Below are 14,906 nucleotides of genomic sequence, written 5' to 3'. Positions count from 1 at the left end.
CTTCTTTTGCCAAAATTGAGTTAAAAACTGTTGCTCTGATAAATCATTTATTGTTAATTGGTACATAGCTTTGCCCTGTAATTTTTAAAGACAAAAAAAGCGAAAGGGGATGAACCTTTCGCTTTTTCATGGCGACGAACTATGGTTACACTAAGTCGTCAATAAACTCTACAGCACGGCCAATATAGTTAGCCGGTGTGAGTTTTTTCATTGCAACTTTAGCGTCTTCAGGCAGCTCTAAGCCATCGATGAAGTCAGCCATAATTTGTTGATTTACACGTTTACCACGAGTTAAATCTTTTAGCTTTTCGTATGGCTTTTCAATGCCGTATTTACGCATTACTGTTTGAATAGGCTCTGCTAGCAGCTCCCAGTTTTGATCTAACTCTTCTAATAAGCGTTGCTCGTTTACTTCTAACTTGCTAACCCCTTTAAGCGTAGATTGGTATGCAATCAACGTATAACCCATACCAACACCTAGGTTACGCAGTACCGTTGAGTCAGTAAGGTCACGTTGCCAACGAGAAACCGGCAGTTTTTGTGCTAAATGGCCAAAAATAGCGTTGGCTAAACCTAAGTTACCTTCTGAGTTTTCAAAATCAATCGGGTTCACTTTATGTGGCATAGTCGATGAGCCAATTTCACCAGCAATGGTTTTTTGCTTAAAGTGATTAAGCGCAATGTAACCCCACATGTCGCGGTCAAAATCTAACAAGATAGTGTTAAAACGCGCAATGGCATCAAATAGCTCAGCAATGTAATCATGCGGTTCAATTTGTGTGGTAAATGGGTTTAACGTTAACCCTAGGCTGGTTACAAACTTGTCGGCATGAGTGTGCCAGTCATAATCAGGGTAAGCGCTCAGGTGCGCATTGTAGTTACCCACAGCGCCGTTCACTTTACCAAGCATTTCAACTTGGGCAATTTGGTCACGTTGACGCTTCAAACGCATGTATACGTTGGCAAACTCTTTACCCATAGTTGATGGTGTGGCCGGTTGTCCGTGGGTACGCGTCATCATTGGAATGGCTTTGTACTCAATGGCTTTTTCTTTGATAGCACTGAGTAGTTGATCGCAATAAGGTAATAATACCTCGTTACGTGCTTCATTTAGCATTAAACCATGTGATAGGTTGTTTATGTCTTCTGAGGTACAAGCAAAATGAATAAATTCGTTGATTGCGTGTAATTCGGCGTTATCAGCTACTTTTTCTTTAAGTAGGTACTCAACCGCTTTCACATCGTGGTTAGTGGTGCGCTCGATGTCTTTAACACGCTGTGCATCTGCTTCGCTGAAGTTATCAACAATGGCATTCAGTAATGCGTTAGCGTCGTCGCTAAAGGCAGGGACTTCTTTAATATCGCTTGCTGCAGCTAACGCTTGCAACCAACGCACCTCAACAATGACGCGGTATTTGATTAAGCCGAATTCGCTGAAAATACTGCGTAGTTCAGTGGTTTTGCTGCCGTAGCGACCATCAACCGGAGAGATAGCCGTTAACGCTGAAAGCTCCATAATAACTCCTAAATTTTAGTTTGAACGATAATTAAATTTTTGCTTTAGCAATGGCGATGATTTTTCTTTTTGCAAAGAAAAAATGACGGCGTTTACCGCCCATTTGTCGCCATAAAACTGCACTGCGAATACCGGCGAGTAACAATGCCCGGATTTTATTCTGCGTGAGCTGCTGTTTTAATAACTCGGGTTTACCATAAACCTGAATTCGGTGCCCAAGGGGGCTTAGCACCGACGAGTATATATCTGCTAAACCGGCAACAACGCTCTCGTCGGTAATAGCAAAATGGTCTAAACGACGATGAATATCATCGATACGTTTTCCTAATTCGGTTAAGCTTTTGTCATTAGCATTGAGTGCACGCTCAAGCTGCATTAAGCCACCCACATACTTTACAATTTCAACGTCTTTTTGCGCGCCTGCAGTCAGCTGGTTTAACAAGGTTTTATAACCATCACGTAGGTTATGGGTACCTTGATAAACATCTTCAGGAGACGCCGGTGAGGTTTGAATAATGCTAGCGAGTAAAATCTCAAAGTCGCTGTCGTTAATGTTGCCGTACTGCGCTACTTTTTGCACTTGCTTGGCGGCTAAACACATAGCCGCAAGCGCCATTACTTGGTGCTCATTCATTACTTGATCACCGAATCAATAATACCGCCACCTAAACAGACATCGCCGGCATAAAAGACCGCTGATTGACCTGGGGTCACGGCTTTTTGCGGTTGATCAAATAACACGCGCGCCATGCCGTCTTCACCGACAAGCAGTGTACAATCTAAGTCTTCTTGGCGGTAACGGGTTTTCACTGTGCAGCGGGTTGTGCCTTTTGGACCCACGCGGTCGACCCAATGCAGTTGATTCGCGTTTAGGCCATTACTGTATAAACGCGGGTGATCTTTGCCTTGGCCAACAACCAACACATTACGCGCAATATCTTTATCAACCACATACCAAGGCTCGCCGGAGCCTTCTTTCATACCACCAATAAGTAACCCTTTTCGTTGCCCAAGGGTGTGGTACATTAAGCCTTCGTGCTCACCCACGTTGTTACCGTCGGTGTCTTCTATAACACCCGGTTGTGCGGGTAAAAACTTTTGTAAAAAGTCTTTAAATTTACGCTCACCAATAAAGCAAATGCCGGTACTGTCTTTTTTATCATGGGTGATTAAGTCTTGCTCTTCGGCAATGCGGCGTACTTCGGGCTTGGCTATATCGCCCACCGGAAATAACGTTTGCGCGATATGTTCGTGGCTCAGGGTATATAAAAAGTAACTTTGGTCTTTATTGTCATCAAGGCCGCGGCACATCACGTACTTATCATCGCGTAGTTCGCGACGTACATAATGACCGGTGGCAATAAAGTCGGCGCCAAGTGCTTGCGCAGCAAATTCTAAAAAGGCTTTAAACTTTATTTCTTTATTACACATGATATCAGGATTAGGCGTGCGACCTGCTTTGTACTCAGCTAAAAAGTACTCAAACACGTTATCCCAGTATTCTGCAGCAAAATTAACGGTATGAAGTTCAATGCCGAGTTTATCGCATACAGCTTGCGCGTCTTTTAAATCGTCAGCCGCTGCGCAATATTCATCGTTATCGTCTTCTTCCCAGTTTTTCATAAACAGGCCTTCAACCTGGTACCCTTGTTGTTTTAACAAGTACGCAGATACAGAAGAATCAACACCGCCGGACATACCTACGATGACTTTAATGTGACTATTTTCGCTCATGAATAATTTCGCTTCTACAGATTACTGTTATTAATAACATCTTGGAAAGGCCGCGATTATAGCATGTATTTTGCTGGCGCTAAAAGGGGCTAAGCGCTAATGCGCTGCATTTGTGATTATTTTTACTATATCGTTAAATTGATTTAACGATTTTTGCCGAGTGCAGCAATGACAAGATGTTATTTAAACACGGTATTGTTGCGTTAGGGGGGGATAAATTATAGCTTTATTATGTGCTAGAGTGCTATATTTACGCTGAGCACTCGGTGTCGATGTTATTATTACTATACTCAATGGAATGAATATATCAATTATGCTTCTTATGTGAATAGAGTAAAATCTTTCATTATTGACAGCGCAAAGCAAGCAGATATAGACGAGTCACTCAATAACCCGTGGAGTGATTTTAAAGAAACCGCGTACTACCTATTTGATGAACTCATTACAATTACTGCACCATTTGATTACCAAGAGCCACACCCTATTGCCGCGCTTTTTAAACTGACCAAACAGTCTTTGCATCAAGACAATCAAAGTGAACACGCTATTTTAGCATGCCTCGAAAGTTGGTGGCGGGAGTGGCATTTTGTCGCGACGATGAACGCGAAATTGCTGGAGCAACACAATGATCCGCAGCAAGACTATTTAATTGCCCATACTCACCACCCAATGCGCAACCATGAGCTGAGTCATTACGCCAAATTGTTTACTGTGCTGCCAATGCCAATTTGTAATGTGTGCATTGAAACTGGGGATATATTAAAAGTTAATCAGCGCTATATTGACGTGTTTGGTTACACCATTAATGAGACCCCGAATGTAGCCGATTGGTGGATAAAAGCTTATCCGGATGCAGCACAAAGAGCAGCGGCGCAAGAATTATGGCGGCAGTCACTTATCACTGCACAAAATAATAATGGTGATATTCCCGCACACGATTATCAAATAACCTGTAAAAATGGCGCGCAGGTGATGATGCAAGTTTCAGGGATCAGTATCGGTAAAGAGTTTTTGGTGGTGTTTAATGATGCCACTGAGCGGGTGAAGGCACACGAGTTGTTAAGCGAAATGGCGTTTTTAGATTCGTTAACTAAAATAGCCAACCGGCGTCGTTTTGATGAAAAAATTGCTAGCGAGTTTGCAAAGGTCAGCACGACACAAAGTCCACTATCACTGATTTTAATTGATATCGATAATTTCAAACAATTTAATGACCGCTACGGACACATAGCAGGGGATGAATGTTTGTACAACGTCGCGCAAAAGCTTGCAGAAACAGTCAGCCGGCCAGAAGACTTTGTGGCACGTTATGGCGGCGAAGAGTTTGTGGTGTTATTACCACAAACCAATGAAGAAGGGGCATTGTTTGTTGCAGAACAAATTCAAAAAGCGATTGAAAAGCTCGCTATTGAGCACATCGACAGCTTTACTGGCTACTTATCAATCAGCATGGGCATTAACACCATAACACCAGAGCAATGTGATGATTATATGGCATTTGTTCATGCTGCCGATAACGCGCTGTATTATGCTAAAAAACAAGGGCGTAACTGTATCGCGCTTAGTGCTGAATAATTTACAGCGGTATTTTTTAGTTAATACGACACAATAATTTAGCGCGCTTGTGTACCCGTGAGCACACTGTATTGCCCATTGTTAATGCCGTCGAGGGTGTATTTACCAATACTGTACCTGATCAAGCGTAAAGTGGGGTGGCCAATATGTGCGGTCATGCGCCTTACTTGTCTGTTGCGCCCTTCACTAATAGTGATACTCAACCAAGTCGTGGCAATGCTTTTGCGCTCACGCACCGGTGGGGTACGCGGCCATACAACCGGTTCTGCCATTACAGTGACTTTAGCGGGCAGGGTTAAGCCGTCTTTCAGTTCAACCCCGTTTGACAGCGCTGCCAGTGCGTCATTACTTGGCACGCCTTCCACTTGTACCCAATAGGTTTTAGTGGTCTTTTTGCTTGGGGCGGTTAAGGTGTGTTGCAATTTACCGCAATTGGTGAGTAATAATAAGCCTTCGCTATCTCTGTCAAGCCGACCGGCTGCATACACCTCTTTAATGGGAATATAGTCAGCGAGCGTGGCTCTATTAGCATCATCGGTAAATTGGCAGAGCACGTCAAATGGCTTGTTAAATAACACCACTTTTACATCTTTAGCGGCTAAGGCGGGTTTCACCACTCTTTTTACTGCTGCGGAATTGTTAATTTTGCCACGAGAATAACTACGCCCAGTATTACGTTTAGAAGCAGCTGGCTTGTTGTTCATTAAATGCACCTTGCGGGTTTAGGTAGGCCGGCAATTTTTGTGGCTTGCTTAGCAGGGCCTTTTGGAAATAATTTATATAAATAAATACTGTTACCTTTATCTTCGCCCAGTGCTTTGGCCATCGCTTTGACCAGCATTCTAATAGCGGGGCTGGTGTTGTACTCAAGATAAAAATTGCGTACGAAGTGGATCACTTCCCAATGTTGTTCACTCAGGGTAATGTTTTCTTGTGCGGCAATGATAGGTGCTAGCTCTTTTGACCACAGAGTATGATCGAGTAAGTAGCCTTGTTTATCTGTTGCAATCTGTTGGTTGTTAAATTCAAGCATAAATTACCAGCTAATGGATTGTTTTGTTGAAAGACACAGCGCGACAAATTCAGCGTAGCTGATCAGCGTATCCTGGCTGTTTACTTGTATTGCGCGTGCAGTGGCATCGGGTTCCAATAGGTAGACGCTGTCAGTAAATTGACGATATTGATCGGCGGCAAAACAGGCATCACCAACCAACAGCAGCGTATCGGATAATTGGATCAAATTTTCTAATTGGTTGGCATTGTAGTAGCTCAGTGGCTTAGAAAAAATATGTAAGGTACTCATAAGTTAACCACCTGCTGTTGGGCTGCAATTAACGTTTGCTGCTGATCAAAATTAAGCGCCTTAGCGGGGATCAGTAAATCGTGTTTACTGAGGCCATAATCGAGCAACGACTTTTCACACACATAGATATTTTCAACATCGTAAATTTCGAGCATTTTAATATTTTTATAAAAATCTTTAATACCAACCAGGTTGGGCTGTTGCTGCTTTTTTAACGTAAGCACTGCAGGGCCACTAAACAGCCAGCTTATATTTTGTTCTACAGCGGCAAAAATTAACGCCATGTCGAGCGCATCACGAATATACATGTCATCAAACGGGCTGTGTTGGCTCATTACTAAAACATTAATCATTTAAATTGCACCCATTTATCGGCACTACTGGCCAGCATGGCAAATTCCGCCAGCCCAGCCACGTTAAACACACCGGTGTTGCTAATATTCACACCGCGTTTTTCAGCGGCCGTGACACACAGCATTAAATTGATATTTTGATCGGCTAATTGCTGCCAAAGGGCAGCGGGTTGTAATTCGTCGCTGGCAAGCGCAAAGTCACTGGATGCATGGTAGACACCGTGTTGGTATAAAAAAATAGCCTCTATGCTATGTCCTTGAGCAAGGCACGCTTGCGCAAAGTTGACCAAGCGCTGCGTGGTGTCGTGATCCGAGGGTGGAGTATGTAAAGAAAGTACAAAGCGTGGCAAAATAATTCCAAAAAAAAGCCCCAATTAAGGGGCTATTTTAACAGAACTTTTTAATTAGTCATTATTTGCGCCCAGGAGTGCAAGTAATGAGGTAAATAAGTTATAAACACTTAAGTAAAGTGACACAGTAGCGCGAATATAATTAGTTTCGCCACCATTAATGATGCGGCTGGTGTCAAATAAAATTAACCCAGACATAATTAATACTACTGCAGCATTCAGCACCATAAACATTAGTGAGCTACCTAAAAATATATTCACTATGCTGGCTACAATAACAACCAGTAGACCAACGGTTAAAAAGCCGCCCATAAATGAGAAGTCTTTTTTAGTGTTAAGCGCATAAGCCGATAAACCAAAAAAGATCAGTGCCGTTGAGCCTAGCGCTTGCATTATTAGCATGGGGCCATTAGGCATTGCGGCGTAGTGGTTCAGCATTGGGCCTAAACCGGCGCCCATTAATCCTGTGAACGCGAACACCCAAAATACACCGGCCGCTGAGTCAGCTTTTTTGTGAACAACAAATAATAAGCCAAATGAAATCAGTGTGAACACCAGTCCCATAAAGTAAGGTAATTGTAATGCCATTGAAATACCGGCCGTTACTGCGCTAAAGGCGAGTGTCATGGCTAGTAAAAAATAAGTGTTTTTAAGCACCTTGTTTGTTTCAATGGTCGACATTACCGGTTTTGCGGTATTGTACGAATGATTAAACGCCATTGTAGAGCTCCTGTAATTGAAACGTAGTAGTTCCGATAATTTAACTAAAATTAGATTAACAACTCTTATATGTTTGGGCAAACCTTTGTAGATCAATAGACCGAAATATTTTAATAAAAGTTCATTTTTTGCCGTGCAACGATAAAATTGCTGTAACAATAAACAATTTAGTTGTTTTTTAATCACTTGAACGATTTTTTTAAAATAATGCTTCACAAAGGCCATCGCTTTCCCTATTATGCAGACCGTGCGGAGAGATGGCAGAGTGGTCGAATGCACCGGTCTTGAAAACCGGCATAGGTTTGTAGCCTATCTAGGGTTCAAATCCCTATCTCTCCACCACCTAATTTATAATTAATAGTCGTTGTTACTGTTAATCAATAAGTTAAAAATAGCCATTGGTTTTTAACTTACGAAGTATTGGAGAGATGGCAGAGTGGTCGAATGCACCGGTCTTGAAAACCGGCATGGGTTTATAGCCCATCTAGGGTTCAAATCCCTATCTCTCCACCATATAACAAAACAGCCCGCTTAATCAGCGGGCTTTTTTGTGCCTGTAATCCAAACATATTACGACCATAGTCTCTATTTCTTAGCGTCTATAGTTCGTGCATGCTTACTGTATTGGTCCTTTTGTTTGAATAGTTAAGGAATTTACAATGAAGCATCAACTTGCAAAAAGTGTCGGCCTATCATTACTTTCTCCTGTTATTATTGGCAGTGCGCTGGGGGTCTATTATGCCTTGGCATTGCAAGGCGATTTTTTGTCAATATTTACCCAGCTGCTAATGACTGCAATTGCGAATGCCCATATTGTGGGCTTAACTATGGCCGCGTTTGTGGTGCCCGGCTATTTACTGATGTTTAAGTACGCTAAGGTTAATTATTCGGGCGTGCTGACGCTGGGTTTAGTCGGCGGCGCTATTTTTAGTTACTTACTGAGTGCGACCACCGGCGAGATTTTTTTGATCAATAGTGTGATGTCAGGATTTGCTGCTGCACTGTTTTTATTTGGGCTGCGCAAAACAGCAAAAAAATAATCGCAGATTTATTAACCAAGCATGCTGAAAAAGCGTGCAATTTCCGTTTTTTTAGCCGTAAAAGGTTTCAATTTTTCACGACAAAGAGTACCTTTAGCTACTGTATGTTTAATAAGAAGTAGTTTGGTATGCAAAAGCACGATTTTTATCAGTCATTAGTTAAGCAAACTGAATCGCTGATAGCCGGTGAATCGAATGTAATTGCTAATATGGCAAATATAAGCGCGCTGTTATTTACCTCCTTAGAGGACGTAAATTGGGCGGGCTTTTATTTTATGGATTCGCCAACCGAATTAGTGCTTGGTCCGTTTCAAGGTAATCCTGCTTGTATTCGAATTCCTGTTGGGAAAGGCGTATGTGGGACTGCAGCGGCGACTAAGCAAACACAATTAATTGCAGATGTTCACGCTTTTGACGGGCACATAGCCTGCGATGCGGCGTCAAACTCTGAAATAGTTGTACCCATCATAAAAAACGGTGCAGTATTTGCGGTATTAGATATTGATAGCCCAAGTATTGGCCGCTTTGATACTGATGATCAAGCGGGTCTTGAAGCATTAGTTAAATGCTTAGAGGCAAGCCTGTAATGAAAGACTTGCTAAATGTTCAAGACTACCTATTCGCCGTGCAAGATGTTGGTGATTGGGAAGGCGATGAAGAACATGTAGCGGAAACGCTCAATGATTTAATTCATATTGCATGGGATCGTCTTCCAGATGATACTGAATGTGAATTAATCGATGAAATAATTAATGGTATTTGGGAACACCTTCGTGGCGATATGGCCGTAATTGAAGCCGACTTCGAAGAGTTAATTGACTGGGTTATTCACCATGTTGATTCGTCCCTTGATGAAAAGATGTGAAACATAGGTTCTAAAATGGAAACCACAAACAAGCTAAAAGATATGAACGAAGTATTGGAATTTTTATATCAAGAATTCCCACACTGTTTTAAACAAAAGGACGGTATCAAACCGCTTAAAGTCGGTATCTTTAAAGATATTGCTGAGCGTATTGAAGGGTCTGAAAAAGTCAGTAAGACTCAAGTGCGCCAAGCACTTAGAAAGTACACATCAAACTGGCGTTATTTAGAAGCGGTGACAAAGTCAGAGTTTCGTATCGATCTTGATGGCAATCAAGCTGAAAAAGTTGAGCAAGAGCACATCGACCATGCGCAAAAAGCGTTGGAAGAAAGCCGTGCTAAAATGGCAAAACGTAAAAAGCAACAGCGTCCGCGTCAAGACTCAGATGCTAAATCGTTTAAAAAGAAAGCGCCACACACAGCGAAAGGTGGCGAGAAAAACACTGCTGCCGATAAATCAGCTAAAGCAGCCCCAGCTAAGCGTTCAGGAAAAATTGAACCTTTACCAGCAACAGAGGTCAAGGTTAACAATAAGGTTAAGGTTAAACTTGGCCAAGCACTTGTTAATGCAGTAATCACTGAAGTGAACAAAGATGACGTTCATGTTGAGTTAGTGACAGGTATGCAAGTTAAAACCAAAGCTGACAGCTTATACATAGTTTAAGCTGAAATAAAATTAAGGAGTTGTGTATGAGTAAAAAGTTTACGCTCATTCCGTTAGTTGCTGCCCTGTTTTCAGGATCATTATTTGCTGCTGTTGAAGCTGTAACGTTAAAGGACTTACCGGTGCTTAAGCAAGAGAGTCAACATGCAACGGCCAGCAAACGGGTGGTTAACTTATTTACTCGCTCACATTACACACCGGTTCGATTTAACGATGAGCTTGCTAGTAAAGTGTTTGATCGTTATATCGAATCCCTTGATTTTAACAAAAGTGTATTTTTAGCCAGTGATATTGCTGCGTTTGAGCAATACCGCACTGACTTTGATAACGCATTGATTACCGGTAAATTAGGCTTTACGTTTGATATTTTTAACTTAAGCCTGAAACGTCGTTTTGAACGTTATGATTACTCGTTGTCATTACTTGAAAATGAGATGACGTTTGATAAACCCGATGAATATTACTTTGATCGCGAAGAGGCTGCTTGGCCTACTACGCAAGCTGAGTTAGATGAAATTTGGCGAGAGCGAGTAAAATACGACGCACTACGCCTAAAAATGACCGGCAAAGATTGGGCTGGCATTAAAGAGGTGCTCACTAAACGCTATAAAAATGTGCAAAAGCGCTTAGTGCAATCAAATTCCGAAGATGCGTTTCAAATTGTGATGAATTCTTTAGCACGCAGTATTGAGGCGCATACCTCGTACCTATCTCCACGTCGCGCTGAACAATTTAAAATGGACATGGACTTAGAGCTGGAAGGGATTGGCGCGGTACTCACTCCCGATGAAGATTATACGGTGATCCGCAGCTTAGTCCCTGGCGGACCTGCCGATAAGTCACAACAAATTAAAGCAGATGACCGTATTATTGGGGTGGCGCAAGAAGGTAAAGACTTTGTTGATGTTATAGGCTGGCGTTTAGATGACGTAGTTGACTTAATTAAAGGCCCTAAAGGCACTAAGGTCCGCCTGCAGTATCTAAAAGGCGCTGATGCGCACGGTACACCAAAAGAAGTTGAAATAGTTCGTGATAAAATTCGCTTAGAAGACCGAGCAGCGAAATCAGAAGTGTTTACAGCGAGCTATTCTGATCTAACCAGCAAAATAGGTGTGATTGAAATTCCTGGCTTTTACAATAATTTATCGCAAGATGTAAAAGTTGAGTTGGCGAAATTAAAAGAGCAAAAAGTAGAGGGTATCATCATCGATTTACGCCAAAACGGCGGAGGATCTTTGTATGAAGCGACGCAATTGTCGGGCTTGTTTTTTGACCAAGGCCCCGTGGTGCAAATTCATACCCTTAACAATCGTATAGAAGAGCAAAAAGACCGCGATGGTGTGACTTATTACGATGGGCCGCTCACTGTATTAGTGGATCGTTACAGTGCATCGGCATCGGAGATATTTGCCGCTGCAATTCAAGATTATGGCCGTGGTATTGTGATTGGTGAGCAAACCTTTGGTAAGGGGACTGTGCAACAACATAAGGGCTTGGGTCGTGCTTATGATCTATACGATAACCCACTAGGCAGTGTGCAATACACCATAGCGAAGTTTTATCGTATCAACGGTGGCAGCACACAACATAAAGGGGTGATCCCCGATATTTCATTTCCATCAGCAATCGATCCCGCTGAGTGGGGGGAGAGCAAACAAGATAATGCGTTGCCGTGGGATAGTATTAGTCGCGCTAGGTATAAAGAGTTAGGTAACCTGAGTACCATTATTCAACATTTAGCTAAGCAACATAAGCAGCGCATTAAATCTGAGCCTGAGTTTAACTATGTGTTTGAAGATATAGCACGTTATAACGAAGAAAAAGATCGTAAAACAATTTCATTAGTTGAAGCAGAGCGTATTAAAGAAAAAGACGAAAATGAAGCGCGCGCGTTACTGCGCACCAATCAGCGTTTAGTTCGTTTGGGTGAAAAGCCAATTGAAAACCTAGATGATGTGCCTGAGGTGATCGAAAAGCTCGACCCATTTTTAGAAGAAGCTGCCTTAATTACGCAAGATTATATTAACTACGGCCGCGTAGCTAAAAATTAAGCAACGCTTAATAACGTGAAAAAAAGGCGCCTATGCGCCTTTTTTTTCTACCTATAATATATGAAATTGTTATAATCGACCATTACATAAAGTTTAGCCGATGCGATGTAGCCTAATTAATGTGCTGTATATGCTAACAATAAAAAATAACCACGCAATGAATGTGTGGAGGAGATCCTATCTTGAAGTCACTAGCAGAAAAACCACTCAAGCCCGCCTCATTTTTTGATGCTCTTATTCCGATCACAGTGTTAATTTGTTTATTAGGTGCTGCAGTTTATTTATTTGGTGATAATTCATCATCTGGCCCCAATCAAATTGCTTTACTGTTTGCCACGTTTGCGGCTGCATTGATTGGTTTAAAAAATGGTTATACCTGGAAAAAGCTTGAAAATGCCATGATAGAGGGGATCACTTTATCGCTTAGTGCAATTTTAATCTTATTAATGGTTGGTGCGTTAATAGGTACATGGTTACTTTCGGGTACTGTACCAACGCTAATTTATTACGGTTTACAAATCATAAACCCAAGTTGGTTTTATGCGGCTAGCTGCTTAATATGTGGCATTGTTGCGATGAGTATCGGCAGTTCCTGGACCACTGCAGCCACCATTGGTGTTGCCTTGCTGGGCGTGGCAACCGGTTTAGGCCTAGACCAAACGGTAACAGCGGGCGCGGTTATATCGGGTGCTTATTTTGGTGACAAACTGAGTCCATTATCAGAAACCACCAACTTAGCCCCTGCGGTTGCAGGTGCTGATTTATTTGAGCATATTCAACATATGTTATGGACCACAGTGCCGAGCTTTGTGATTGCGTTAATCATCTTTATCTTTATGGGCTTTAATGCCACCGCGACCAGTGAAGTGGGCCGCCTTGATGAGATCACGCTTATTTTACAGCAAAACTTTAATATCGGTTTAGAGATGTTAGTGCCGCTATTTGTTTTGCTGGTGTTAGCTATTCGTAAAATGCCGGCATTTCCGGCGATATCGATTGGTGCAGTATTAGGCGCGGTGTGGGCGGTGTTATTCCAATCCGATCTGATTGCCAGTCAAATTGATGTAAGCCAAGGCGAATTAGTGGGTTATTTTAAGTTGATTTGGACCACCTTTTTTGATGGTTTTAGTATCAGTACGCAAGATGACAACATGGATGCACTGCTTAGTGGCGGTGGTATGTCGGGTATGTTGACCACCACTTGGCTGGTTATGACGGCACTCATGTTTGGTGCTATCATGGAAAAAACCGGTTTACTCAATGTATTTGTAAAAAGTATTCTCAAGGTAGCTAAAAGCACCGGCTCATTAATAGCCTCAACCATTGCCACCTGTATTGGTACTAATATCATTGCAGCCGATCAATATATTGCTATTGTTGTGCCTGGGCGAATGTTTAAAGAAGAGTTTAAAAAGCGTGGCTTAAAGCCAGTAAACTTATCACGTACCTTGGAAGATGGCGGTACCATAACCAGCCCGTTGATACCGTGGAATACCTGTGGTGCGTATATGCAAAGCGTGCTGCTTATTAATCCATTCGATTATGCGCTTTATGCCTTCTTTAACTTAATCAACCCAGTATTAGCGGTAATTTATGCTTATCTAGGGATCAAAATCTTACGTATAAAACCGAAGCAATCGGCCTAATTTAAACAGCCCCTTTTACGCGTAAAAGGGGCTTTTTTGGAGTGTGTATGACTGCCTTAAACAAACCACAAGCTCAGTATTTAAAAGACTATCAAGCCCCTAACTTTAGCATTGCCCACACCGACCTCACTTTTGATTTACAGCCGTTAGCGACCCGCGTGACGTCAATATTAACGCTGCAGCGTTGCGACACTGCGAATACGCCGTTGGTGCTCGATGGTGTTGATTTAACATTAGTGTCTTTAACGGTTGATAATCAGGATTTCAGCGATTATGAGATTGTTGGCGAGCAGCTGATTATTAATAACCTGCCACATAGCTGTCAGCTGCAAATAGTCACCGATATTGCACCGCAAACCAATACCTCTTTAGAAGGGCTTTATCTATCGGGCGGGGCTTATTGTACTCAGTGTGAGGCACAAGGGTTTCGAAAAATAACCTATTATATGGACCGTCCCGATGTGTTATCCACCTTTGATGTCACCATTATTGCCGATAAGCACTACCCGCAACTACTCTCTAATGGCAATCAAGTAGACAAGGGCGAAACAGCCGATGGTCGTCACTTTGCTAAATGGCAAGATCCGTTTAAAAAGCCCAGTTATTTATTTGCTTTGGTCGCCGGTGACTTTGATGTGTTAAACGACAGTTACACCACTCAAAGTGGCAGACACGTTGAGTTAGCTTTATTCGTTGATAAAGGCAATTTATCGAAAACGCCGCATGCCATGACCTCATTAAAAAAAGCCATGCAGTGGGATGAAGAACGCTTTAATTTAGAGTATGACCTTGATATTTATATGATTGTTGCCGTTGATTTTTTCAACATGGGTGCCATGGAAAATAAAGGGCTTAATATTTTTAACAGCAAGTGTGTGCTGGCGAATCAACAGACGGCGACCGATAAAGATTATCACACCATAGAGTCGATTGTCGGTCATGAGTATTTTCATAACTGGACCGGTAACCGCGTAACCTGTCGAGATTGGTTTCAATTGTCGTTAAAAGAAGGCTTAACGGTATTTAGAGATCAAGAATTCAGTAGCGATTTAGGCTCGCGTGCGTTAAATCGAATTGATGCGGTTAAAGT

At 42.2% G+C, this 14,906-nt stretch carries 17 protein-coding genes and 2 tRNA genes; 10 read left to right on the top strand and 9 right to left on the bottom strand.

Going from position 1 to position 14,906, the window contains the following annotated elements:
• Positions 1–145 precede the first annotated feature (145 nt).
• From purB to mnmA, 3 genes are read right to left on the bottom strand one after another with little or no spacing between them, the layout of a single operon-like run.
• Positions 146–1,516, bottom strand: a complete 1,371-nt coding sequence (purB, locus tag ABYB02_RS08340; RefSeq protein ID WP_372762006.1) for an adenylosuccinate lyase — start codon at positions 1,514–1,516, stop codon at positions 146–148.
• 31 nt (positions 1,517–1,547) lie between these two features.
• A complete protein-coding gene (gene hflD, locus ABYB02_RS08335; protein WP_372762005.1) occupies positions 1,548–2,150 on the bottom strand; it encodes a high frequency lysogenization protein HflD in 603 nt (200 codons plus the stop codon).
• Positions 2,150–3,250: a tRNA 2-thiouridine(34) synthase MnmA gene (gene mnmA, locus ABYB02_RS08330; RefSeq protein ID WP_372762004.1), complete on the bottom strand. Its 1,101-nt coding sequence runs from the start codon at positions 3,248–3,250 to the stop codon at positions 2,150–2,152. Before mnmA ends, hflD begins: the two co-directional genes overlap by 1 nt.
• 306 nt (positions 3,251–3,556) lie before the next feature.
• On the opposite strand from mnmA, the gene ABYB02_RS08325 reads away from it, so the two are divergent.
• Positions 3,557–4,825 (top strand): diguanylate cyclase, encoded by a 1,269-nt coding sequence (locus tag ABYB02_RS08325; RefSeq protein ID WP_372762007.1) that lies wholly within the window; start codon positions 3,557–3,559, stop codon positions 4,823–4,825.
• Positions 4,826–4,863: 38 nt separating this feature from the next.
• On the opposite strand, the gene ABYB02_RS08320 is transcribed toward ABYB02_RS08325, so the two are convergent.
• From ABYB02_RS08320 to ABYB02_RS08295, 6 genes are read right to left on the bottom strand one after another with little or no spacing between them, the layout of a single operon-like run.
• Positions 4,864–5,529, bottom strand: coding sequence for a pseudouridine synthase (locus tag ABYB02_RS08320; RefSeq protein ID WP_372762003.1), 666 nt, complete (start codon positions 5,527–5,529; stop codon positions 4,864–4,866).
• A complete protein-coding gene (locus tag ABYB02_RS08315) occupies positions 5,529–5,858 on the bottom strand; it encodes a TusE/DsrC/DsvC family sulfur relay protein (RefSeq protein WP_372762002.1) in 330 nt (109 codons plus the stop codon). Before ABYB02_RS08315 ends, ABYB02_RS08320 begins: the two co-directional genes overlap by 1 nt.
• Before the next feature lie 3 nt (positions 5,859–5,861).
• Positions 5,862–6,128, bottom strand: coding sequence for a DsrH/TusB family sulfur relay protein (locus ABYB02_RS08310; protein ID WP_372762001.1), 267 nt, complete (start codon positions 6,126–6,128; stop codon positions 5,862–5,864).
• Positions 6,125–6,481 carry a sulfurtransferase complex subunit TusC gene (tusC, locus tag ABYB02_RS08305; protein WP_372762000.1) on the bottom strand — a complete coding sequence of 119 codons (357 nt, stop codon included), beginning with the start codon at positions 6,479–6,481 and terminating at the stop codon, positions 6,125–6,127. The genes ABYB02_RS08310 and tusC overlap by 4 nt, the downstream gene beginning before the upstream one ends.
• Entirely contained in the window at positions 6,478–6,831 is a 354-nt protein-coding gene (tusD, locus tag ABYB02_RS08300) for a sulfurtransferase complex subunit TusD (protein ID WP_372761999.1), read from the bottom strand. The genes tusC and tusD overlap by 4 nt, the downstream gene beginning before the upstream one ends.
• A 54-nt stretch (positions 6,832–6,885) precedes the next feature.
• Positions 6,886–7,551 carry a Bax inhibitor-1/YccA family protein gene (locus tag ABYB02_RS08295; RefSeq protein WP_372761998.1) on the bottom strand — a complete coding sequence of 222 codons (666 nt, stop codon included), beginning with the start codon at positions 7,549–7,551 and terminating at the stop codon, positions 6,886–6,888.
• Positions 7,552–7,802: 251 nt separating this feature from the next.
• Between ABYB02_RS08295 and ABYB02_RS08290 the strand changes: the two genes are divergently transcribed.
• From ABYB02_RS08290 to ABYB02_RS08250, 9 genes are all read left to right on the top strand, one after another.
• Positions 7,803–7,893: transfer RNA gene (locus ABYB02_RS08290), tRNA-Ser, on the top strand.
• A gap of 80 nt (positions 7,894–7,973) precedes the next feature.
• Positions 7,974–8,064 (top strand) — tRNA-Ser (locus tag ABYB02_RS08285).
• A 146-nt stretch (positions 8,065–8,210) separates the two neighbouring features.
• The gene (locus tag ABYB02_RS08280) at positions 8,211–8,591 is read left to right on the top strand and encodes a hypothetical protein (protein ID WP_372761997.1); all 381 of its coding nucleotides are present in this window, start codon (positions 8,211–8,213) and stop codon (positions 8,589–8,591) included.
• A gap of 128 nt (positions 8,592–8,719) precedes the next feature.
• Positions 8,720–9,178, top strand: coding sequence for a GAF domain-containing protein (locus ABYB02_RS08275; protein WP_372761996.1), 459 nt, complete (start codon positions 8,720–8,722; stop codon positions 9,176–9,178).
• On the top strand, positions 9,178–9,456 hold the full coding sequence (locus ABYB02_RS08270) for a hypothetical protein (protein WP_372761995.1): 279 nt from the start codon (positions 9,178–9,180) through the stop codon (positions 9,454–9,456). Before ABYB02_RS08275 ends, ABYB02_RS08270 begins: the two co-directional genes overlap by 1 nt.
• A 15-nt stretch (positions 9,457–9,471) precedes the next feature.
• Complete coding sequence (gene proQ, locus ABYB02_RS08265) at positions 9,472–10,119, top strand: RNA chaperone ProQ (RefSeq protein WP_372761994.1); 648 nt, start codon at positions 9,472–9,474, stop codon at positions 10,117–10,119.
• A gap of 26 nt (positions 10,120–10,145) precedes the next feature.
• Positions 10,146–12,170, top strand: coding sequence for a carboxy terminal-processing peptidase (gene prc / locus ABYB02_RS08260; RefSeq protein WP_372761993.1), 2,025 nt, complete (start codon positions 10,146–10,148; stop codon positions 12,168–12,170).
• Positions 12,171–12,331: 161 nt separating this feature from the next.
• Entirely contained in the window at positions 12,332–13,816 is a 1,485-nt protein-coding gene (gene nhaC, locus ABYB02_RS08255; RefSeq protein ID WP_372761992.1) for a Na+/H+ antiporter NhaC, read from the top strand.
• Between the two features lie 47 nt (positions 13,817–13,863).
• The coding region (locus ABYB02_RS08250) for a M1 family aminopeptidase (protein WP_372761991.1) at positions 13,864–14,906 on the top strand (1,043 nt) is incomplete at its 3' end.

It is taken from the genome of Pseudoalteromonas sp. (assembly GCF_041613455.1).
Classification (GTDB): domain Bacteria; phylum Pseudomonadota; class Gammaproteobacteria; order Enterobacterales; family Alteromonadaceae; genus Pseudoalteromonas.
The sequence above is the reverse complement of the archived record's forward strand: the minus strand, read 5'-3'. Positions and strand labels throughout refer to the sequence as shown.

Coding starts and splice junctions, on each gene's coding strand:
- purB (WP_372762006.1), bottom strand. CDS start 1,516: ATGGAGCTTTCAGCGTTAACGGCTATCTCTCCGGTTGATGGTCGCTAC.
- hflD (WP_372762005.1), bottom strand. CDS start 2,150: ATGAATGAGCACCAAGTAATGGCGCTTGCGGCTATGTGTTTAGCCGCC.
- mnmA (WP_372762004.1), bottom strand. CDS start 3,250: ATGAGCGAAAATAGTCACATTAAAGTCATCGTAGGTATGTCCGGCGGT.
- ABYB02_RS08320 (WP_372762003.1), bottom strand. CDS start 5,529: ATGAACAACAAGCCAGCTGCTTCTAAACGTAATACTGGGCGTAGTTAT.
- ABYB02_RS08315 (WP_372762002.1), bottom strand. CDS start 5,858: ATGCTTGAATTTAACAACCAACAGATTGCAACAGATAAACAAGGCTAC.
- ABYB02_RS08310 (WP_372762001.1), bottom strand. CDS start 6,128: ATGAGTACCTTACATATTTTTTCTAAGCCACTGAGCTACTACAATGCC.
- tusC (WP_372762000.1), bottom strand. CDS start 6,481: ATGATTAATGTTTTAGTAATGAGCCAACACAGCCCGTTTGATGACATG.
- ABYB02_RS08295 (WP_372761998.1), bottom strand. CDS start 7,551: ATGGCGTTTAATCATTCGTACAATACCGCAAAACCGGTAATGTCGACC.
- ABYB02_RS08280 (WP_372761997.1), top strand. CDS start 8,211: ATGAAGCATCAACTTGCAAAAAGTGTCGGCCTATCATTACTTTCTCCT.
- ABYB02_RS08275 (WP_372761996.1), top strand. CDS start 8,720: ATGCAAAAGCACGATTTTTATCAGTCATTAGTTAAGCAAACTGAATCG.
- ABYB02_RS08270 (WP_372761995.1), top strand. CDS start 9,178: ATGAAAGACTTGCTAAATGTTCAAGACTACCTATTCGCCGTGCAAGAT.
- proQ (WP_372761994.1), top strand. CDS start 9,472: ATGGAAACCACAAACAAGCTAAAAGATATGAACGAAGTATTGGAATTT.
- prc (WP_372761993.1), top strand. CDS start 10,146: ATGAGTAAAAAGTTTACGCTCATTCCGTTAGTTGCTGCCCTGTTTTCA.
- nhaC (WP_372761992.1), top strand. CDS start 12,332: ATGTGTGGAGGAGATCCTATCTTGAAGTCACTAGCAGAAAAACCACTC.